Consider the following 17,718-nt stretch of genomic DNA (forward strand, 5'->3'; position numbering starts at 1 on the left):
ACCGATCTCGGTGATCCAGTAACCTTCCAGCTTGCCGAAATTGTCGGCGCGGATGTCGCGCGAGATCGTGCTCGCGGCCTTCACCATCTCGCCGACGGTGCCTGGACGTACCGTGTAGGTGCGCAGCTCATAGATCATGGTTGTCTCCCTGATTGTTTCCGGTGGATGGTGTGGGCAAACGAAAAAGCCCGGCGTGAGCCGGGCTTTGGAAAGGGATTACGGACTACTCCGCCGCCTGCGCGTTGATCTCGGCCGAGACCTGGCGGATAGCGCGGGCGAGCTGCTCGGCCGGCTGCGCACCGGACACTGCGTATTTCTGCGCGAACACGAAGGTCGGCACGCCGGAGATACCCTTCTCGGCGGCCTCCTGGGCCTGCGCCGAGACCAGCGCGACATCCTCATCGGTGGCAAGGCGCTTGCGTACGTCGTCGGCATCGAGCCCGACATCGGCGGCCGCCTGCACCAGCACATCGGTGTCGGTGAGATCGCCGCCGTCGCGGAAATACAGCTCCATCAGCCGCTGCTTCATCTCGGCCGCCTTGCCGCTGGCTTCGGCCCAGTGGATCAGCCGGTGGCAGTCGATCGTGTTGGGCTGCCGCTTGACGAGCTCGGGATGGTAGGTGAGCCCCTCCTCGTTGGCGGCTGCGACCACGCGGCCGGCAATGCCCTTGTAGGCCTCGACCGAGCCGAACTTGGCGGTGAGATATTCGTCGCGGCTGATGCCCTCGCGCGGCACCCAATTGTTGAGGAAGAACGGCCGCCAGTACACCTCGACCGGCACGTCAGGCACCAGCTTGAGCGCGTCCTCGATGCGATGCTTGCCGATGTAGCACCAGGGACAAACGACGTCGGAGACGATGTCGAGGCGAAGCGGCTTCAGATCGCTCATGGCGGGGGCTCCCGGCGGAAATGGAACCCGGAAGGTAAGCCGAAAGCGCCCCGAGACAAGCCGCTATTTCATACTGGCTGCCATCTGCCGCATCCGCTCGGCGGTCAGCTCGTCGGCCGGAAAGAAGGTCTCCAGCGCCAGTTCCTGCAGCGTGATATCGACCGGCGTGCCGAACACCATCGTCGTCGAGATGAAGCTCAGGATCTCGCCGTTGAGGCGGAGCTTGAACGGAAGCGCGACGTTGTTGTCCGCCGTGATTGGGGCCGACCGCGCCGGGATCGGATAGGACTTCAGGTCTTGGTAGAGCTTGAGCAGCTCCGGATCAGCTGTCGCCTCGCATTGCCGGTGCAGCCGCTCCAAGAGATGCGCGGCCCATTCCGCCAGGTTCACGGTGCGCGGCGCCAAGCCCTCCGGGTGAAAGGCCAACCGCAGGATGTTGAAGGGCTGGCCGAGCAGCCGCTGTGGCACGCCCTCGAGCAGCGGCGCCACCATGCGGTTGGCGGAGACCAGATTCCAGTGCCGGTCATAGGCCAGTGCCGGATTGGGCTCGTGCGCCTTCAGCACCAGATTGATCGCCGCGCGCGCCGATTTCAGCGCGGGATCCTCCAGCGAGCGTTGCGGAAATGCGGGTGCGAAGCCCGCGGCGACCAGCAGCACGTTGCGTTCGCGTAGGGGCACGTCGAGGCGCTCCGCCAGTTTGAGGACCATGTCGCGCGACGGCGCCGAGCGGCCGGTCTCGACGAAGCTCAAATGCCGCGCCGAGATTTCGGCGTCGACGGCAAGGTCGAGCTGGCTGAGATGCCGACGCTGCCGCCACTCGCGCAGGTGCTCGCCGACAAGGAGGGGTTTTGCGGGCTCGGCCCGCGCCGTGGATGCATGTGCGTTCATGCTGCAAAACCTACCATGCGAAATTCGCCCGTTCCATTACGCCCGAGGTAATCGAATTGGCGCGCCGGGCGGCTCATCTTCCACGGCACAGGAGATGACCATGCTGATGCTGTCGCTTATCCGCGCCCTCGCCGTCCTGATCCCGTGGCTGCTCCATCTAACCACCTGGCTGGTCGCACGTTCGCTCAACATGCCCCAGCCGCTCGTGCACGACACCGGCGTGTTCGTGTTCGCGCAGGTCTACGCGGTCGAGATGAGGGTCGGCAAGGCGCTGTGCCCGCTCCGGCTGTGGCGTCAGCTGCAGGCCCTGTTCCACTGACAACCCATCCCAACCAGAGGAGACACTGCCATGATCCATTCGTCCCAGCTGCTGCGCCGCGCCTTGCTTGCCGACGCGCTCTTCAGCGGCGTATCCGCCATCGCGATGGTGCTCGACGCCGGCGCGCTGGCATCGCTGCTCGGCCTGCCGGAAGCGTTGCTGCGCGAGACCGGGTTGTTCCTGGTCGCCTACACCGCGCTGGTCGGCTGGCTCGGCAGCCGCACATCCGCGCCGAAGGCGGTGGTGATGCTGGTGGTCGCCGGCAACGCGGCCTGGACGCTGGCCAGCATCGCGCTGCTGCTCTCGGGCGCGGTGACGCCGAACCTGCTCGGGACCATCGTCATCCTCGCCCAGGCAATCGCCACCGGCGTGTTCGCCGAGCTGCAATATGTCGGGTTGAGGAGGAGCGAGGGCGTGGTGACGGCGTAACCGCGTTCGTCATTCCGGGGCGCGCCTTGGCGCGAGCCCGGAATCCATTGTGCTGCGGAAATTATGGCCCGATGGATTCCGGGTTCTCGCTTCGCGAGCCCCGGAATGACGGAGAATTTCTTCGAAATCTCTCTCCCACTCCCAGCATCACGCCCTGTCCGCTGGCGACGCCCATCTCGAGGCTGGACGCGATGCGGCGTGCGCGCTCGACGAAATGAACCGCCGCGACGGGTGCGCAAAGTTCATGCGCGGTCGCCTCGAACAGCTCGAGCCAGCGGTCGAAATGCGCGGCATCAATCGGCAGCGGCATGTGCTTGACCATCGGCGTGCCGTGATAACGCCCGGTCATCAGCGCGACCGACGACCAGAACGCGCACATCTGCGCCAGATGCGGCTCCCAATCGGTGATCCTGGCCTCGAACACCGGCCCGATCATCGGGTCCTTGCGGACCTTTGCGTAGAAGCCATGGACCAACTGCTCGATGAGGGCCTCGGTGATGCCGGTCCGCTCGATGATGCCGGCCGTGATCTGCTCGCGGCGCTCTGCCTCCGCCATTGCGGGGCCTCCATAAATAGGTATTTCAAATGCCTATTTAGATTGCTATAGCTGATCCGCCAAGTGCTGATTTCGAAGGGCTTCCATGCGCCTCACATCGTTCACGGATTTTGCGCTGCGCGCCCTGATGCGGCTGGCCGGCGAGCCGGACCGTTCGTTTGCCACCGGTGAGATCGCGGCCGAATTCGGCATTTCCCGCAATCACCTCGCCAAGGTGGTGCGTGACCTCGCCGAGGCCGGCTTCATCGCGACCCAGCGCGGCGCCGGCGGCGGATTTTCGCTGGCACGCGCCCCGCGGGCGATCACGCTCGGCGAGGTAGTGCGCGCGCTTGAAGGCGGCAGCCCGCTGGTCGAATGTTTCAGGGATGATGGCGGAGAATGCGTGCTGCTGCCGCGCTGCCGGCTGAAAGCCAGGCTCGCGGCGGCCCGCGAAGCCTTCATGCGCGAACTCGACGGAACCACGCTCGCCGAATGCGCCTATCTGCCGCGTCCCGCGCGCCATCCGGCGCGCGCATCATGATAATCGTCGAACAGGATCGGTTTCGTAACTCAGGCCTGCAGCACGCGCGCAGCAGCGCGCTTTGAGGGCGCGACCCGCTTGCCAGCCGCGGCGGTCAGGCTGTGGCCGTTGAGGTGCTTGCCGTTCAAGGCTTTGCCATTCAGGGCGTTGCCGTTGGCGACCTTGCCATTGGCTTTGGCAGCCTTCTTCGCCTTGGCCTTCCGCTCCTTGGACCGCTTCTCAGCGAGCTTCTCAGCCTCACGCTTGGCTTTCCGCTCGGCCTTTTCCTTCAGCCGCACCCGCTCCGCCCGCGCCTCCGCGCGCTGCTTCTTGCGCTTCTTCTCGCAGGCATCGCACTTGCAGCCGATCGGCTTCAGATAGGCTTTGAAATAGTCGGTTCCGTAGTCGTAGTTGATCTCGTCGCCCGGCTCGATGTCCTTGATGGCGCGGATGAACACCTTGCGCTTGCGCGGCTTCACGTCGGATTCCGCGTTCGGCCGGCAGGCGTGGTTGATGTAGCGGGCGACGTTCTCGCGGATCGAGCCGTCGATGGTCCAGCGGTTGGTGAGCTCGAACAGGTACTTGTTCTCGATCGCGTCCTCATCCTTCTTCTTCGAGTCGAGCAGCGGCCCGAAATAGCGGATGATCTTGGTGCCTTTCTTGATCGGCTTGGTGGCGAAGAGGCCGAGGCCAGTGCGGGAACGGCCGACGCGATAGGGCTTGTGCGATAATGATGTGGTCATGACGATCGAGGCTACGGCACGCAAGGTGCACGCGACAGAAGTTGCGAAGCCGCCCTTCTAGGACGATTCCGCGCGCCTGTCAGGTGTTTCCCGCGTGTCTGTTGAACCTTCCCCAGATTGCATATGTCAGACACAAAGTAACGTCCGGATCGCAGGTTTCCCCCGATGAAATACCTTGCTTTTGCAACAATCATTATGGCGCTCGCCGGCGCAAATCCTGGTCAGGCTGCCGCTGAAACGATCACCAGCTCCTATACGTCAACAGCGCCGAAGGCCTGCCGCATGATCGGCAAGCCCAACGAGGAGGACGGCAGCACGACGCGGGTTTGCCCGGGAAAGTCCGGCCTTGTGGTGCTGATCAACGAGGGCGACCTGCGTGAGGTGGTCTCGGTCGGCCGAAGCCACCAAGCAGCAGCCAGGGAACCGGCGGCGCAGGCCTGGTTCGGCCCATTCAGCTCGACCGGCGACACGATCGAATGGCGCGCCGCCGGCAGCAAGCCGTACGCGATCATCCAGCGCTGGCAGATCGCCGACAACAGCGAGCAGGACAAGCGCGGTGGCCCGGTCTCGCGGGCGATGCTCGCGGTGACGCGGCTGCCGCCAGGCGAGGTCTGCCATGTCGCCTATATCGACGTCGCGGCCAATCCCGACGCCAACGAACTGGCGCGGCAAGCCGCCGACGATTTCGCCCGCGATTTCAAATGCGGCGCGGACACGGTCAAGACGGTCGGCCAGAGTGGCCGGACCACAGCGCTCACCAAGCGCTGATCGCGCGACGGCCTCGATTACGGCCGCGGTTGTTTGCTCGCCGACCGCCCCAGCATCGCGGTCAACAACGTTTCCGCGGAGGTGCCTTCGGGTGCCCGATCCAGGATCGTCTTGAGGCGCCCGTCGAGCAACAGCATGGTGAAGCCGTGCACCAGCGACCAGGCGGACGCGATCGCGGCGGCCTGGTCCAGCGTAAGCTGCTCCTTGGAAATCTCTTCGTGCCGGCTGGCACCGACGCCGCGGGTCAGCCCCGCGAATGATGCCTCCGACGCCTCGTGCAGCGACGGCCGCGCATGATCGAGCCGCTCGCTGCGGAACATCAGCCCGTACATGCCGGGATGCGCCTGCGCATAAGCGACATAAGCCTTGGCGCTCGCCACGCCCTTTTCGGGTGGCGTCGCCGCGGAAGCGTCCGCCGCCGCCATCGCTTGGCCGAATTGCCGGAAACCAATCGCCGCGAGTTCACTGAGCAAACCGGTCAGATCGCCGAAATGATGTGTGGGCGCCGCGTGCGAGACACCGGCCTCGCGCGCCACCGCACGCAACGTCAGTCCCGCCAATCCGTCACGTTCAAGCACGCGCTCGGCAGCCTTCAACAGCGCCTCGTGCAGATCGCCATGATGATACGGCGTGTCGTTGGTCCGGCGCCGCGGTGCCGGGCGAACGGTAGCGGCTCGCGCAACCCGGCGCTTCGGGGTCTGTGCCGGGCGAGTCGCCTTGTTTTCCTTGGATAATCTTGCCATGCGGCCGTTATAGGTCGCAATTTTTACACTGTAAAGATTTTGCTTGACGATCATCGGCGTCATCCCTACTGATATCTTTACGGTGTAAAGATCATAGTGCAGGGAGATCCGGAATGCTCGACCAGGTCACATCCAACGCGGCGCGCTCCAATCTGGCGCCAATCCCGTTCGAAGCCGATGCGCCGTTCCTGAAGGTGTCCGGCGAATTGCCGCGCGAGCTGAACGGCACGCTCTACCGCAACGGCCCCAATCCGCAGTTCGAGGCGCCGGGCGCGCACTGGTTCGTCGGCGACGGCATGCTGCACGCCTTCCATCTCGAGAACGGCCGCGCCAGCTACCGCAACCGCTGGGTCCGCACGCCAAAATGGCAGGCCGAGCACGACGCCGGCCGCGCGCTGTTCGGCGGCTTCGGCCGCAAGATGCCGGATACGCCGGCAACGACAACCACCGATGGCGGCGTCGCCAACACCAACATCATCTTCCATGGCGGCCGCCTGCTTGCGCTCGAGGAAGGCCATTTGCCCACCGAGATCGAGCCCGGCACGCTCAATCGTCTCGGCTATTGTGACTACAAGGGCGCGATATCAGGTCCCTTCACCGCGCATCCCAAGATCGATCCGGTCACCGGCGAGATGGTGTTCTTCGGCTACAACGCCGCGGGTCCGCTGACGCCGGCGCTGTCGTTCGGCGCGGTGAGCGCGTCCGGCGTGGTGAGCCGATTCGAACGCTTCGAAGCGCCGTATGCCAGCATGGTGCACGATTTCATCGTTACCGAGAATCACGTGCTGTTTCCGATCCTGCCGATCACCGGCAGCATGCAGCGCGCGATGCGCGGACAGGCGCCCTACGCCTGGGAGCCGGAGAAAGGCGCCTATGTCGGCGTGATGAAGCGCAGCGGTTCCTCAAAGGACATCGTCTGGTTCCGCGCCGAGACCTGCTACGTCTTCCATGTCATGAACGCGTGGGAAGAAGGCAACCGCATCATCGCCGACGTGATGCAGTTCGAGGAAGCGCCGTTGTTCAACCATCCGGACGGCTCGCAAACCGACCCGAAGAAGAACCGCGCGCGCTATTGCCGCTGGACTTTCGACCTCTCCGGCAACACCGACCGCTTCACGCAAACCTATCTCGACGACCTCACCGGCGAATTCCCCCGCGTCGACGATCGCCGCGCGGGGTTTGCGAGCAATCACGGCTGGTATGCTTGCGCCAACCCCGATCTGCCGATGTTCGGTGCGCTGTCGGGCATCGTGCATGTCGACGGCCGTGGCAAGCGGCTCGGCCATTATCTCTTGCCGGCCGGCGATACGATCTCCGAGCCCGTGTTCGTCGAACGCGGTGCTGACGCGGCGGAGGGCGACGGCTGGCTGCTCGCGGTGGTCTGGCGCGCCCGCGAAAACCGCAGCGACCTCGCCGTCTTCAACGCGCAAGATGTCGAGGCTGGTCCGACCGCACTGGTCCATCTCGGCCACCGCGTGCCGGATGGCTTCCACGGCAATTGGGTCGGGGCGGAGTAGGTGCCGATCGTCCGAGGCGTCGAGCACCAACCACTCCACGCGTCATGCCCGGGCTTGTCCCGGGCATGACGTCTTTGTCACCACTTGCGGGAAAGACGTGGATGGTCGGGACAAGCCCGGCCATGACGGTCCGGGACGGTGAATGCCGAGTGCCGCTAACGCTCTATGTCATTGCCTCATCTCTATTTTTCTCCATCATATCACGATTTTGACACTGTAAAGATTTCGCTTGACGCTTTCCTTGCCGGCCCCTAGGCTATCTTTACGATGTAAAGATCAGCTGACGAGACTCCCAATGACGATCTTCCTGATCCTCGCCCCCTACGGCGTCTTCGCTACGCTGATGCTGGTGACCTCGGCGACCGTAAGTCTGCTCTGCGCCACGTTGATCTGCCTCACCTTCATCGCATTCGATATCGCGCGCGGCCGCAGCATCAAGATCCTCGGCGTCGGCTCGGTGATCGTGTTCACCGCGGTCGGTTTCTATCTCACCTTCGTCGATGCGACGGCGAGCGGCATCGCGGTGAAGATCGCGGTCGATGCCGGCATCCTCCTTGTATCGCTCACCTCGATCCTGATCGGCCAACCCTTCGCGCGGCAATATGCGCTCGAACAGGTCGATGCCGAGACCGCGAAGCTGCCCGGCTTCATCACCGTCAACTATTTGATCACCGGCGCGTGGACCGCCGCGACGCTATTGATGTTGATCGGCAACCTCGCGGTGCTCTACGTGCCGGCCCTGCCGCTGTGGACGGGCCTCTTGATCGCTTTCGCCGCGCGCAACGCCGCGGTGGGCTTCACCCGCTGGTATCCGCACTATCGCGCGGCCAAGTACGGCACGCCGTCGGCCAGCGCGCTGCCATCGCACTAACGTAGCCATAGCAATTACCCGCCCAAGGAAACGGAAACAACCACGATGAAGAGCGTATTTGCCAGGCTCGCGAGCGACTTCCTCTCCACCATCGTGTTCCTGGTGGTCTATCTCGCCACCGACAACGTGCTGATCGCCACCGGCGTTGCGATCGCGGGCGCCATTGCGCAAGTGGCCTATGCCCGCGTCAAGGGACAGGCGCTCGGCTACATGACCTGGGCGAGCCTTGGGCTGGTGATCGTGCTGGGCGGCGCCACGCTCGTCACCAACGATCCGCGCTTCGTGCTGGCGAAGCCCGCGATCGGCCACATCGCGATCGGCGCGATCATGCTGAAGCGCGGCTGGATGCTGCGCTATCTGCCGCCGATCGTGACCGAGACCATTCCGGAATACGCCACCTTCGCCGGCTATGCCTGGGCTGGGCTGATGTTCGTCCTCGCCGCCGGCACCATCGCGGTCGCAGCGACCGGCGACATGAAGCTGTGGGCGTTCTACGTGTCGGTGGTTCTGCTCGGTGCCAAGATCGCCGCCTTTGCGATCCAGTATGTCGCCTTCCGCTTCCTGGTCGGAAACCGGCTGCGCGCCGCCGCCCGCGCCTGATCGCCGCAGCCGCGAACTAGGCGCGCGCGGCAAGATGGGCTATACCCGCGCACGATTTATTTCAGGGGAGACATCAATGGCGGTGGACGGAAACTGGAATCTCACGATGACGACGCCGATGGGCGATCGCCAGGCGACGCTGTCGCTTTCGAGCTCGGGCGGCACACTCACCGGCACGCAGGGCGCCGACGGCAACTCCACCGAAATCTTCGACGGCACCGTGAACGGCGACGACGTCGCCTGGAAGGTTTCCATCACCAACCCGATGCCGCTGACGCTCGAATTCACCGGCAAGGTCGCAGGCGACGGCATCTCCGGCGAGATGGGCATCGGCCCGATGGGCAGCTTCCCCTTCACCGGCACGCGCGCGTAACCCCTCCGCTTCTCTTGACGCGTTTTCTTCGCGCGAACCGCTATCCACTTCGCTTGAAAACGCTCTAGAACCAGATCTGCATCGGCAGATCATGCGCATCCAGCGGCTGCGGTCCCCCGGGAACGCAGCCGCTTGGTTCATGAGCCGCGAGCGCCACGGCGCAGGCGTCCAGCACGTCATCGCGTTTCGCGCCGGTTCCGATCCGCACCTCGGTGAGCCAGCGGTCGATCTCGCGAAAGCCCGATCGCTTCAGCAGTCTGCAACGGAGCGCATCGCCCTGCTCCGACTTCTTGCGCGGCAACGGCGCGCCATCGTTCAAGCGCAGGAACACCAGTTCGGGATGCACCTCGCGGATGTCGCGTGCGGTGTTCGCACGCACGAATGCATCGGCCTCCATGATCTTCCGCCCGAGATGCCAGAGCTGGCGCGAGACGCGGGTCTGGCCGCGGCGCAGCGCTTCTTCATTCGCCTGATCGGGATCGTCAAACTGCTGCCACAGCCAGCGCCGCGCGCCAGTGAAGACGCGCGAGGTGTGCGGTCGCAGGCGCTCACGGGCGAGACGGTCACAGCCGCGCTCGCCGTCATCGGTCATGCCGATCGGGATATCGATCCCGGCGCGGTCGAACGGACGCGCCAGCGCATCCGCAATATCGCTGTGAAAAGAGATCGTGCGCCGGTCGCCGTCGATGGTGACGGCGACCCAGCCGTTGGAGAATCCGTCGAGGCCAGTCGCCCTCAACCCAGATTCAATTCCTTGAAGAAGTCGTTGCCCTTGTCATCGATGATGATGAAGGCCGGAAAGTCCACCACTTCGATGCGCCAGATCGCCTCCATGCCGAGCTCGGGATACTCGACTACCTCGACCTTCTTGATGCAGTGCTCGGCGAGGTTCGCAGCGGCGCCGCCGATCGAGCCGAGATAGAAGCCGCCGTGCTTCTTGCAGGCCTCGCGCACCGCGACCGCGCGGTTGCCCTTGGCGACCATCACCATCGAGCCGCCGGCAGCCTGGAACTGGTCGACGAAGGAATCCATGCGGCCGGCCGTGGTCGGGCCGAACGCGCCGGAGGCGTAGCCGTCGGGCGTCTTGGCGGGACCGGCGTAGTAGACCGGATGGTTCTTGAAATAATCCGGCAGCGGCTCGCCCTTCTCCAGCCGCTCGCGCAGCTTGGCGTGCGCGGAGTCGCGCGCCACGATCATGGTGCCGGTCATCGAGACGCGGGTCTTGATCGGATATTGCGACAGCGTCGCCAAGATTTCCTTCATCGGCTTGTTGAGGTCGATCTTGACGACCTCGCCGCCGAGCGACTGCTCGACCGCGGGCAGATACTGCGCCGGATTGTGCTCGAGCTCCTCGAGATAGACACCGTCCTTGGTGATCTTGCCGAGTACCTGGCGGTCAGCCGAGCAGGAGACGCCGAGCCCGATCGGCAGCGAGGCGCCATGGCGCGGCATGCGGATCACGCGCACGTCGTGGCAGAAATACTTGCCGCCGAACTGCGCGCCCACCCCAAGGCTTTGCGTCATCTTGAGGATTTCCTGCTCCATCTCGAGATCGCGGAACGCATTGCCATCAGGCGAGCCGTGGGTCGGCAGCGCATCGAGATAGCGAGCCGAGGCGAGCTTCACGGTCTTCATGCAGAGCTCGGCCGAGGTGCCGCCGATCACGATCGCAAGATGATACGGCGGACACGCCGCGGTGCCGAGCGTCAGCACCTTCTCCTTCAGGAACGCCAGCAGCCGGTCCTTGGTCAGCACCGATGGCGTCGCCTGGAACAGGAAGCTCTTGTTGGCGCTTCCGCCGCCCTTGGCCATGAACATGAACTTGTAGGCGTCGTCACCCTCGGCGTAGATCTCGCACTGCGCCGGCATGTTGTTGGCGGTGTTCTTCTCCTCGTACATCGACAAGGGAGCGACCTGCGAGTAGCGCAGGTTGCGGCGCAGATAGGCGTCGCGCGCGCCTTCGGACAGCGCGGCCTCGTCCTCGCCGTCGGTGATGACGTTGCAGCCCTTCTTGCCCATGATGATCGCGGTGCCGGTGTCCTGGCACATCGGCAGCACGCCGCCGGCCGCGATGTTGGCGTTCTTGAGGAAGTCGAAGGCGACGAACTTGTCGTTGTCGCTGGCTTCCTTGTCCTCGAGGATCGAGCGCAGCTGCTTCAGATGGCCCGGCCGCAGATAGTGGTTGATGTCGCCGAAGGCCGCCTCGGAGAGCGCCCGCAGCGCCTCCCGCGACACCACCAGCATGTCCTTGCCCAAGACCTTCTCGACCCGGACGCCCTCGCTCGTCACCTTCTTGTAGGGCGTGGTGTCGGCACCAAGCGGGAACAAGGGCGTGTGCTTGTAGGGCGGAACGGGCTTCTGCTGGTCGGGGAAGGCGGAGGGGGCGTTCATGAGCTGCTCTTTGGGCTTGCAGGTCGGGTTCGAAAGGCCGGTCCGGCCGCAGGGCCGTCGGCAATGTAGAGCCGTTCTAAGCCTTTTTCGGGCAAAGGAAAGGGAAGCCGGCTGCCTTCCAGCCATGCGCGGGACCGGCAATCCACGTGCTAGGTTTCATGCCACGGTAATCTCGGGTTGCCACAACGCGCAGCACACCGCCAACCGGCCGGGGAAGCCGTCAGGAGGCCTTCATGAAGACAGCGCTTTTCATCCGGTTTGCGGCGCTGGCCTTGTTGATCGCGTTCCCGAGCGGCGCCGATGCGGCCCGCCTCGGCAGGCCGTGCGGCGGCCTCGCCGGCCTGCAATGCAGCAGTCGCGGCCAATTCTGCCAGTTCAAACCCAGCAGCTGCGGCCGTGCCGACCAGTCCGGCACCTGCGCGTTCCGGCCGACGATCTGCAACAAGATCTTCAAGCCGGTGTGCGGCTGTGACGGCAAGACCTATGGCAATGATTGCGAGCGTCGGGCCGCCGGGGCCTCCAAGGCGCAGGACGGAAAGTGCCCGTCCTGACGGAGCGGCGATATTGACGCGCTTCGCGGGAGCCTGCATGTAGCTTCGCGTATTTCCATACCGCGGGGGTATTTCGTGACAGCACCGTTGCGCCGACGCTCTTTCAGCATCCGCTCCACCCTGCCTGCCGCACTGATCGCGCTGGCGACCACCTTCGCCGCCTCGGCCGCGCATGCCGATCCCTGCGTGGACATCGCCAAGCAGCTCGCCGGCCAGATCGACGGGCTGAAGGTCAATTTCAGCGCCGCCAACATCACATACCTCACACACCCGGCTGCCAAGGAATTGTCGCTCGGCTGCCGCGGCAAGGACTATTCGATCGAGCTCTATGCCAAGACCGATCGCAAGATGAAGCCGGAGTTCTTCAACCTGGTCGGCTCGGCCACCGCGCTGATCTTCACCGTGCCGAAGGACGACGCCACCACCGGCACCTCGCGCTGCCTGAAGCGAATGGGCATCCTGCGCGGCAACACCATCACGATGCGCTATCGCCGCCTGAATCTCGAATGCACGCGCAACAGGACCGACGCCTCGATCACGGTCCGGCGCGGCAACAACGAGTGAAGGACCTGCGCCGGTGATGCGCGATTCCGTCGGCTCGCAATCCGGCATTTCGCCGCATAAGCAATTGCTTATCTAACTGTAAGTTCGGCCGCGACGCTGGAACACCTCATCCGCTCCGAAAGTTGATGATCGCGGCCGCACGCTTGCCGGCAAAAGGGTGCGATAATCGCTGTCGGAATCGCGGAGCCTCCCATGATCGCAAAGCTCCTCCTGCAGAACACCTTCTTCGTCATCGCCATGGCCGCGCTGCTGTTTGCCTTCGCCGGCACGCTGCACTGGCCCGGCGCGTGGGCCTATCTGATCGCCTCGGCGCTGATCGGCCCGGCCTGCGGGCTGTGGCTTGCCAAGGTCGATCCTGGCCTCTTGGCCGAGCGCATGCGTCTCACCGCGCGTGAGGGCCAGCCGACCGAAGACAAGCGCTTCATGCTGGTGTTCCTCGTCGTCGCGGTGCTGTGGTTCGTCGCGATGGGGCTCGATCGCCGCTTTGGCGGCGCCAATGCCGGCGTAGCGCTAATCGTGCTCGGCCTGGCGCTGTATCTGCTCTCGACCGTGTTGATCCTGTGGGTGTTCCGCACCAATTCGTTCGCGGCGCCGGTCGTGAAGGTGCAGACCGAGCGCCACCATCACGTGATCTCGACCGGTCCCTACGCGCTGGTCCGCCATCCCATGTATGCGAGCGTGATGCTGTTCTTCATCGGCGTGCCGCTGACGCTCGGCTCGTGGTGGGGCCTCGCCTTCGTGCCGGTGTTCTTCGCGATGTTCGCGTTCCGCACCGGGATCGAGGAGCGCACGCTGGTGGCGGGATTGTCAGGCTATGCCGACTATGCGGCGCGGGTGCGCTATCGTCTCGTGCCCGGACTGTGGTGAGGAACCATCATGGCAGAGAACAAGACCTACACCGGCGGCTGCCATTGCGGACAGGTGCGCTTCGAATGCACCACCGACATGGCCATGGTCACCGCCTGCAACTGCTCGATCTGCACCAAGAAGGGCCTGCACTTCGTGTTCATGCCGCCAACGAGCTTCCAACTTCGCGCCGGTGCCGAGAACCTGAAGGAATATCTCTTCAACCGCCATGCGATCCGTCATCAACTCTGCATCGATTGCGGCGTCGACGTGTTCGCGCGTGTCAACAAGCCCGATGGCACCGACATCGTGGCGCTCAATGTCAGCTGCATCGACGGCATCGATCTGTCGAGGATCGCGATGACGCCGGTGGATGGGAAGAGCCGGTGACTGCGAAGCAGTCATTCCGGGGCACGCGAAGCGTGAACATCAGATGCGCAATTGCGCATCGGGGAATCTCGCGCCGTAACCTCGAGATTCCGGGTTCGGTCCTGCGGACCGCCCCGGAATGACGAGACCTACAAATCCAGCGCCTTGTAGCGCCGGAAGATCCCCTCCTCGTTGAACGGAATCCGCCGTTCGCTCGCCAGATAGGCCTTGATGTTCGGCCGCTCGGAGACGCGATCGCGCAGCGCGAGCAGCCGTGGCACCTTCTTCTCGTACCTCGCCATCCGTTTCGGAAATGCGTAGCGCAGGCCTTCCACGATCTGGAACAGCGACAGGTCGACGTAGGTCAGCCGGCGCCCGGTGAGGAACGAACCGCCGTTCGCCGCGACCAGGTCCTCGAAGTAGTCGAGATATTTCGGCACTCGCGATTTCCAGAACTCCTCCGTGCGCTTCTTCGCCGGCGCCTTCTGGTCTTCGTAGTACAGCGACGGACCGAGCGGATGATGGGTGTCGTGGATCTCCAGCACGAAGTCCGCGATGGTCAGCTGCAATTGGTGCACCCAGAGCTTTCCCGCCTCCGCCTTCGGTGCCAGGCCGTGGCGCGCGCCGAGATAGAGCAGGATGTTGGCGGTCTGCCCGATCACGAGACTGCCGGCCTTGAGGAACGGCGGCGCAAAGGGCGGCGTGCCCTTGTGCGCGTCCATCATCTTCATCATGGCGCCTGTGCCGCCCTTAGCCCGTGCGACATCGGTATAATCTGCGCCCGCATCCTCGAGCGCGAGGCGGACATATTCGCCGCGACCCTGGATCATCGGCCAGTAGTAGAGCTGATAGTGCATGGACTTATCTCCAAAAACTTCGCCGCATCGCTGCCCGTCATCTAGATCGTAGCCGCGATACGGTCAGATCGTCCATCGCGCACAGGCTGCCTGTGCGAACCGCGCGGGGACTGCTAAGGTTCCAACGTGGAATCTTCGATGAAGGATCATCTGATGGCGGACAACAAGAAGAAGCGGGGCGCACAGGATCGCGCTCTGATCGCGCTGAGCGAGTCCTACGAGGTTGCGTACTGGTCCAAGAAGTTCAAGGTCACGCCGGCGAAGCTCAAAGCCGCCGTCAAGAAGGTCGGACACTCCGCCAGGAAGGTGGAGGCCTATTTCAAAGAACAGCGGCACATGGCCGCGGACCGCGCACGGATCGCGATCAACCAGCCCTACGAGGTCCGCTACTGGTCGAAGAAGTTCAAGGTGACCCCTGCCCGGCTCAAGGCCGCGGTGGCCGAGGTCGGACATTCCTCGAAGAAGGTCGAGGCCTATTTCGCGACCAAGAAGAAAGCCGCGAAGAAAAAGAAAGCTGCCAAGAAGACCGTCAGGAAAGCCGCGAAGAAGACCGCAAAGCGCAAGAAGAGCTAAGCGCGTGTGCGGCGGCGGTTGTTAGTATTCTGCCGTGCTATCACCGTCATTGCGAGCCAACGGGTCGCGCGAACGCGCCCGATGACAGGCTCCGCAAAGCAATCCATCGCGCCGCATATGCGGACAGATGGATTGCTTCGTCGCTTCAGCGCAAAATTGCTTTGCAATTTTGTCGCGAGCTCCTCGCAATGACGTGTCGTTCGTTATCTCTCAATTCGCCGCGAAGCAGTACAGCAGGCCGGCGCCGCCGGTGCTCTTCAGATCGGCCTGCGAGCAGCCGCCGTCGGGGCCACGCGACGGATGCGACGTATTCCAGGATTTTGACGGCTCGTCGTCGCGCAGGCCCTTGCGGTCGAAATGCCCGACCATGGCGGCGCCTTGCGTGCTGCTTGTCCAGTTCTTGCAGGTGCGGTCCTCACCGGCCGCAAACGCCGTGCCGTCCGCCTGCGATCCCGTCAGCACGTCGTGGCGGTTCGGCGTGTCGCCGGCGCCGTTGAGGACTTCCCCCTTCTCGGACAGGGCGCTCTGCTTGGTGAGATTGTTGCCGGCGCTGTGGAGGTCGGCGACATCCTTGGCGACCACCACGCCCTTCAAATTCTTCCACGGCCCCTTGCCGATGCGGTCGCGCGCATTCACCGCGGGCTTGCCATCGGCCGCCTGGGTCGAAAGATAGGCGCGCCACGTCTTCGGCGCACCGAAGCCCGCGGCCTGCGCCAGGGTCTGGCAGTGATTGTCGGCGCCGGCGAGGCCGCCGAGATTGCCGCCATTGCCGATGCCGTTGCTGGTCACGAAGAAGCTGGTGTCGGCGGTCTGCGCCGCGGCCGGCGGCGCAGCCATGACGACGAACGCAAGACAGGCCGGAACCGCGATCTGCGCAACGATCTTCATCCTATGATCCTCCCGATGGTTGTTATGGTCCGCTGACATGAACCCGCGGCCTGTCCGGATATTCCGGCACCGCGACACGCGAATGAAGCCCACAAAACAAAAGCGCCGCGAACCATGCCGCGGCGCTTTCCATCTGTCGTCTCGGGCAAGCGATCAGTTGGTGTGCTGGATCGCCGAAAGCTCCCAATTGCCGCCGCGCTGGCGCACGAAGGTCCAGACCTCGGTGACCTCCTCCGGCTGCCCGCCGCTGACCTGACGGCCGTTGCCGCGCTCGAGCATAGTGTCGGTCAGCGAGTAGCGCATTGCGACGGTCGCATATTCGCTGTCGCCTTCGCGCCAGGCTTCCGCGAGATCGCCCTGCAGCAGCTTCACATTGGTCACCTTGTTGGTGACGTTGCGCGCCTTGTTCTCCTCGAGATCCTTCGAGAAGTACGACACCATTTCGGGCGTCGCGAGCGTGTGCAGCTTCGCGATGTCCTCGTTCGACCACGCAGTCTGGATGTCGCCGAGCAGTCGCTCGAACGTCTCGTAGTCGCGAGGTGCGATCTCGACCGGCGCGCTCGATCCGCCGCCGATGCCGAAGCCGAAGCCCGAACGGGCGTTCGCCTGCGGGCCAGGACCGACGTCAGGCCCGCCGGCGTAAGCGGCGGCCGGCGCATTGCGGCGCTGCCACCACGACATCGCGAGCCGGACCACGAGCACGATCAGACCGATCTGCAGCAGCAGGCCGAGCATCGACGACAGGCCGCCGAGACCCGAGAACAGGCCACCGCCGAACAGCATGCCGAACAGGCCGGCGCCAAGGAAGCCCGCGGCGAGACCGCCGAGCAGGCCACGACCCATTCCGCCACGGCCGAACAGGCCGCCGGAATTCGCCGCCGCCGGCGAGCTCATGCCCGGGCTGCCGGGCTGGCTGAAGGTACGGTTCAACGGCGCAACCGAGCCCGGCGCAGTGTTGGTCGAGGGCGGCGCGGAGAATGTCCGCGAGCCGCGCGAGCCGCCGCCGCCGACGCGGGCGTCGGCTGCCGAAACGGTCATCATGACGGGCAGCGCCAGCGCCATCATGACGGCGATCGCCCGAATAATTCCACGCGTGCGTTGCGAGAAATTCATGTTGGTTTCCTCAAAGGATTCCCCGGCATGGGGAAACGCCCCCTAAGATGGGCAGGGCCTGATAAAAGTGAAGCCGGAAACGGGAACCGCGGCTGCGGCCCTCGGTCGCGGAGATGTGACACTATGGTGCTTGTGGGCGCGACACTGCGTCCTAGCGCGAGACGAGGCCGGGTTTCAACCGCAGCCGGACCGGAATTTCACCTCGCACCTGCGAGAAATCAAGAGCGCATCGCAGCGGCGCAGGGCTAGGTGGTGTGGACACTAGCGCATCCATAGAACAATGGCAGCGAGAGTGACGACGGCCCGGTAATTCCGGGCCGTTTTTTCGAAGCGGGTTGCGACACGTCGGAACTGCTTGAGCTTTGAGAAGC

At 64.3% G+C, this 17,718-nt stretch carries 24 protein-coding genes and 1 pseudogene; 13 read left to right on the forward strand and 12 right to left on the reverse strand.

Annotated features, from left to right (window positions below):
• From FNJ47_RS53350 to FNJ47_RS34825, 3 genes are all read right to left on the reverse strand, one after another.
• Positions 1 to 138: NIPSNAP family protein (locus FNJ47_RS53350; protein ID WP_175068459.1), on the reverse strand; the 138-nt coding region annotated here is incomplete at its 3' end.
• Between the two features lie 85 nt (positions 139 to 223).
• A complete protein-coding gene (locus FNJ47_RS34820) occupies positions 224 to 889 on the reverse strand; it encodes a DsbA family oxidoreductase (RefSeq protein ID WP_163160425.1) in 666 nt (221 codons plus the stop codon).
• A gap of 63 nt (positions 890 to 952) precedes the next feature.
• Positions 953 to 1,777, reverse strand: a complete 825-nt coding sequence (locus FNJ47_RS34825; protein WP_163160426.1) for a helix-turn-helix domain-containing protein — start codon at positions 1,775 to 1,777, stop codon at positions 953 to 955.
• Positions 1,778 to 1,871: 94 nt separating this feature from the next.
• On the opposite strand from FNJ47_RS34825, the gene FNJ47_RS34830 reads away from it, so the two are divergent.
• Positions 1,872 to 2,096 (forward strand): hypothetical protein, encoded by a 225-nt coding sequence (locus FNJ47_RS34830; RefSeq protein ID WP_163160427.1) that lies wholly within the window; start codon positions 1,872 to 1,874, stop codon positions 2,094 to 2,096.
• Between the two features lie 30 nt (positions 2,097 to 2,126).
• Positions 2,127 to 2,525, forward strand: coding sequence for a hypothetical protein (locus tag FNJ47_RS34835; RefSeq protein ID WP_163160428.1), 399 nt, complete (start codon positions 2,127 to 2,129; stop codon positions 2,523 to 2,525).
• Between the two features lie 61 nt (positions 2,526 to 2,586).
• Here the strand turns inward: FNJ47_RS34835 and FNJ47_RS34840 are convergent, their stop codons facing one another.
• On the reverse strand, positions 2,587 to 3,081 hold the full coding sequence (locus FNJ47_RS34840; RefSeq protein WP_163160429.1) for a group III truncated hemoglobin: 495 nt from the start codon (positions 3,079 to 3,081) through the stop codon (positions 2,587 to 2,589).
• Positions 3,082 to 3,166: 85 nt separating this feature from the next.
• Here FNJ47_RS34840 and FNJ47_RS34845 point away from each other — a divergent pair, with 85 nt between their 5' ends.
• Positions 3,167 to 3,601, forward strand: a complete 435-nt coding sequence (locus FNJ47_RS34845; RefSeq protein WP_163160430.1) for an RrF2 family transcriptional regulator — start codon at positions 3,167 to 3,169, stop codon at positions 3,599 to 3,601.
• A gap of 29 nt (positions 3,602 to 3,630) precedes the next feature.
• Here FNJ47_RS34845 and FNJ47_RS34850 read toward each other — a convergent pair whose 3' ends face one another.
• On the reverse strand, positions 3,631 to 4,323 hold the full coding sequence (locus tag FNJ47_RS34850) for an SET domain-containing protein (RefSeq protein WP_163160431.1): 693 nt from the start codon (positions 4,321 to 4,323) through the stop codon (positions 3,631 to 3,633).
• 165 nt (positions 4,324 to 4,488) lie between these two features.
• Here FNJ47_RS34850 and FNJ47_RS34855 point away from each other — a divergent pair, with 165 nt between their 5' ends.
• Positions 4,489 to 5,091, forward strand: coding sequence for a hypothetical protein (locus FNJ47_RS34855; protein ID WP_236000267.1), 603 nt, complete (start codon positions 4,489 to 4,491; stop codon positions 5,089 to 5,091).
• 17 nt (positions 5,092 to 5,108) lie between these two features.
• On the opposite strand, the gene FNJ47_RS34860 is transcribed toward FNJ47_RS34855, so the two are convergent.
• Positions 5,109 to 5,834: a TetR/AcrR family transcriptional regulator gene (locus FNJ47_RS34860; protein WP_163160445.1), complete on the reverse strand. Its 726-nt coding sequence runs from the start codon at positions 5,832 to 5,834 to the stop codon at positions 5,109 to 5,111.
• A gap of 113 nt (positions 5,835 to 5,947) precedes the next feature.
• On the opposite strand from FNJ47_RS34860, the gene FNJ47_RS34865 reads away from it, so the two are divergent.
• The 4 genes from FNJ47_RS34865 (at position 5,948) to FNJ47_RS34880 (ending at position 9,195) form a co-directional block, all read left to right on the forward strand.
• Positions 5,948 to 7,351, forward strand: coding sequence for a carotenoid oxygenase family protein (locus FNJ47_RS34865; RefSeq protein WP_163160432.1), 1,404 nt, complete (start codon positions 5,948 to 5,950; stop codon positions 7,349 to 7,351).
• 295 nt (positions 7,352 to 7,646) lie between these two features.
• Positions 7,647 to 8,222, forward strand: a complete 576-nt coding sequence (locus tag FNJ47_RS34870; protein WP_163160433.1) for a hypothetical protein — start codon at positions 7,647 to 7,649, stop codon at positions 8,220 to 8,222.
• A gap of 45 nt (positions 8,223 to 8,267) precedes the next feature.
• Positions 8,268 to 8,822, forward strand: coding sequence for an inner membrane-spanning protein YciB (locus FNJ47_RS34875; protein WP_163160434.1), 555 nt, complete (start codon positions 8,268 to 8,270; stop codon positions 8,820 to 8,822).
• A 76-nt stretch (positions 8,823 to 8,898) separates the two neighbouring features.
• A complete protein-coding gene (locus FNJ47_RS34880) occupies positions 8,899 to 9,195 on the forward strand; it encodes a hypothetical protein (protein ID WP_163160435.1) in 297 nt (98 codons plus the stop codon).
• A gap of 64 nt (positions 9,196 to 9,259) precedes the next feature.
• Here FNJ47_RS34880 and FNJ47_RS34885 read toward each other — a convergent pair whose 3' ends face one another.
• Positions 9,260 to 9,934: a DUF429 domain-containing protein gene (locus FNJ47_RS34885; protein WP_163160436.1), complete on the reverse strand. Its 675-nt coding sequence runs from the start codon at positions 9,932 to 9,934 to the stop codon at positions 9,260 to 9,262.
• Positions 9,931 to 11,586, reverse strand: a complete 1,656-nt coding sequence (locus FNJ47_RS34890; RefSeq protein WP_163160437.1) for a fumarate hydratase — start codon at positions 11,584 to 11,586, stop codon at positions 9,931 to 9,933. Before FNJ47_RS34890 ends, FNJ47_RS34885 begins: the two co-directional genes overlap by 4 nt.
• A 233-nt stretch (positions 11,587 to 11,819) precedes the next feature.
• Here FNJ47_RS34890 and FNJ47_RS34895 point away from each other — a divergent pair, with 233 nt between their 5' ends.
• The 4 genes from FNJ47_RS34895 (at position 11,820) to FNJ47_RS34910 (ending at position 13,937) form a co-directional block, all read left to right on the forward strand.
• Positions 11,820 to 12,137 (forward strand): Kazal-type serine protease inhibitor family protein, encoded by a 318-nt coding sequence (locus FNJ47_RS34895; RefSeq protein WP_163160438.1) that lies wholly within the window; start codon positions 11,820 to 11,822, stop codon positions 12,135 to 12,137.
• Positions 12,138 to 12,212: 75 nt separating this feature from the next.
• Entirely contained in the window at positions 12,213 to 12,701 is a 489-nt protein-coding gene (locus tag FNJ47_RS34900; protein WP_430649441.1) for a hypothetical protein, read from the forward strand.
• Between the two features lie 192 nt (positions 12,702 to 12,893).
• Positions 12,894 to 13,568, forward strand: a complete 675-nt coding sequence (locus FNJ47_RS34905; protein ID WP_163160439.1) for a methyltransferase family protein — start codon at positions 12,894 to 12,896, stop codon at positions 13,566 to 13,568.
• Between the two features lie 9 nt (positions 13,569 to 13,577).
• The gene (locus FNJ47_RS34910) at positions 13,578 to 13,937 is read left to right on the forward strand and encodes a GFA family protein (protein ID WP_163160440.1); all 360 of its coding nucleotides are present in this window, start codon (positions 13,578 to 13,580) and stop codon (positions 13,935 to 13,937) included.
• A gap of 128 nt (positions 13,938 to 14,065) precedes the next feature.
• On the opposite strand, the gene FNJ47_RS34915 is transcribed toward FNJ47_RS34910, so the two are convergent.
• Positions 14,066 to 14,773 carry a glutathione S-transferase gene (locus tag FNJ47_RS34915; RefSeq protein ID WP_163160441.1) on the reverse strand — a complete coding sequence of 236 codons (708 nt, stop codon included), beginning with the start codon at positions 14,771 to 14,773 and terminating at the stop codon, positions 14,066 to 14,068.
• 153 nt (positions 14,774 to 14,926) lie between these two features.
• Between FNJ47_RS34915 and FNJ47_RS34920 the strand changes: the two genes are divergently transcribed.
• Positions 14,927 to 15,346, forward strand: coding sequence for a DUF3606 domain-containing protein (locus tag FNJ47_RS34920; protein ID WP_163160447.1), 420 nt, complete (start codon positions 14,927 to 14,929; stop codon positions 15,344 to 15,346).
• Positions 15,347 to 15,556: 210 nt separating this feature from the next.
• Here the strand turns inward: FNJ47_RS34920 and FNJ47_RS34925 are convergent, their stop codons facing one another.
• From FNJ47_RS34925 to FNJ47_RS34935, 3 genes and pseudogenes are all read right to left on the reverse strand, one after another.
• Positions 15,557 to 16,183, reverse strand: coding sequence for a lectin (locus tag FNJ47_RS34925; protein WP_236000268.1), 627 nt, complete (start codon positions 16,181 to 16,183; stop codon positions 15,557 to 15,559).
• 204 nt (positions 16,184 to 16,387) lie between these two features.
• Positions 16,388 to 17,347, reverse strand: a complete 960-nt coding sequence (locus FNJ47_RS34930; RefSeq protein WP_163160443.1) for a Tim44 domain-containing protein — start codon at positions 17,345 to 17,347, stop codon at positions 16,388 to 16,390.
• Between the two features lie 261 nt (positions 17,348 to 17,608).
• Positions 17,609 to 17,718 (reverse strand): annotated as a pseudogene (locus tag FNJ47_RS34935) (IS5/IS1182 family transposase); the annotation flags it as partial.

The organism is Bradyrhizobium uaiense, assembly GCF_010811875.1.
Lineage (GTDB): Bacteria > Pseudomonadota > Alphaproteobacteria > Rhizobiales > Xanthobacteraceae > Bradyrhizobium > Bradyrhizobium uaiense.

Excerpts from the sequence above, each read along its gene's own strand:
- FNJ47_RS34820 (WP_163160425.1), bottom strand. The coding sequence starts at position 889 with ATGAGCGATCTGAAGCCGCTTCGCCTCGACATCGTCTCCGACGTCGTT.
- FNJ47_RS34825 (WP_163160426.1), bottom strand. The coding sequence starts at position 1,777 with ATGAACGCACATGCATCCACGGCGCGGGCCGAGCCCGCAAAACCCCTC.
- FNJ47_RS34830 (WP_163160427.1), top strand. The coding sequence starts at position 1,872 with ATGACCATGCTGATGCTGTCGCTTATCCGCGCCCTCGCCGTCCTGATC.
- FNJ47_RS34835 (WP_163160428.1), top strand. The coding sequence starts at position 2,127 with ATGATCCATTCGTCCCAGCTGCTGCGCCGCGCCTTGCTTGCCGACGCG.
- FNJ47_RS34840 (WP_163160429.1), bottom strand. The coding sequence starts at position 3,081 with ATGGCGGAGGCAGAGCGCCGCGAGCAGATCACGGCCGGCATCATCGAG.
- FNJ47_RS34845 (WP_163160430.1), top strand. The coding sequence starts at position 3,167 with ATGCGCCTCACATCGTTCACGGATTTTGCGCTGCGCGCCCTGATGCGG.
- FNJ47_RS34850 (WP_163160431.1), bottom strand. The coding sequence starts at position 4,323 with ATGACCACATCATTATCGCACAAGCCCTATCGCGTCGGCCGTTCCCGC.
- FNJ47_RS34855 (WP_236000267.1), top strand. The coding sequence starts at position 4,489 with ATGAAATACCTTGCTTTTGCAACAATCATTATGGCGCTCGCCGGCGCA.
- FNJ47_RS34860 (WP_163160445.1), bottom strand. The coding sequence starts at position 5,834 with ATGGCAAGATTATCCAAGGAAAACAAGGCGACTCGCCCGGCACAGACC.
- FNJ47_RS34865 (WP_163160432.1), top strand. The coding sequence starts at position 5,948 with ATGCTCGACCAGGTCACATCCAACGCGGCGCGCTCCAATCTGGCGCCA.
- FNJ47_RS34870 (WP_163160433.1), top strand. The coding sequence starts at position 7,647 with ATGACGATCTTCCTGATCCTCGCCCCCTACGGCGTCTTCGCTACGCTG.
- FNJ47_RS34875 (WP_163160434.1), top strand. The coding sequence starts at position 8,268 with ATGAAGAGCGTATTTGCCAGGCTCGCGAGCGACTTCCTCTCCACCATC.
- FNJ47_RS34880 (WP_163160435.1), top strand. The coding sequence starts at position 8,899 with ATGGCGGTGGACGGAAACTGGAATCTCACGATGACGACGCCGATGGGC.
- FNJ47_RS34890 (WP_163160437.1), bottom strand. The coding sequence starts at position 11,586 with ATGAACGCCCCCTCCGCCTTCCCCGACCAGCAGAAGCCCGTTCCGCCC.
- FNJ47_RS34895 (WP_163160438.1), top strand. The coding sequence starts at position 11,820 with ATGAAGACAGCGCTTTTCATCCGGTTTGCGGCGCTGGCCTTGTTGATC.
- FNJ47_RS34905 (WP_163160439.1), top strand. The coding sequence starts at position 12,894 with ATGATCGCAAAGCTCCTCCTGCAGAACACCTTCTTCGTCATCGCCATG.
- FNJ47_RS34910 (WP_163160440.1), top strand. The coding sequence starts at position 13,578 with ATGGCAGAGAACAAGACCTACACCGGCGGCTGCCATTGCGGACAGGTG.
- FNJ47_RS34915 (WP_163160441.1), bottom strand. The coding sequence starts at position 14,773 with ATGCACTATCAGCTCTACTACTGGCCGATGATCCAGGGTCGCGGCGAA.
- FNJ47_RS34920 (WP_163160447.1), top strand. The coding sequence starts at position 14,927 with ATGGCGGACAACAAGAAGAAGCGGGGCGCACAGGATCGCGCTCTGATC.
- FNJ47_RS34925 (WP_236000268.1), bottom strand. The coding sequence starts at position 16,183 with ATGGCTGCGCCGCCGGCCGCGGCGCAGACCGCCGACACCAGCTTCTTC.
- FNJ47_RS34930 (WP_163160443.1), bottom strand. The coding sequence starts at position 17,347 with ATGAATTTCTCGCAACGCACGCGTGGAATTATTCGGGCGATCGCCGTC.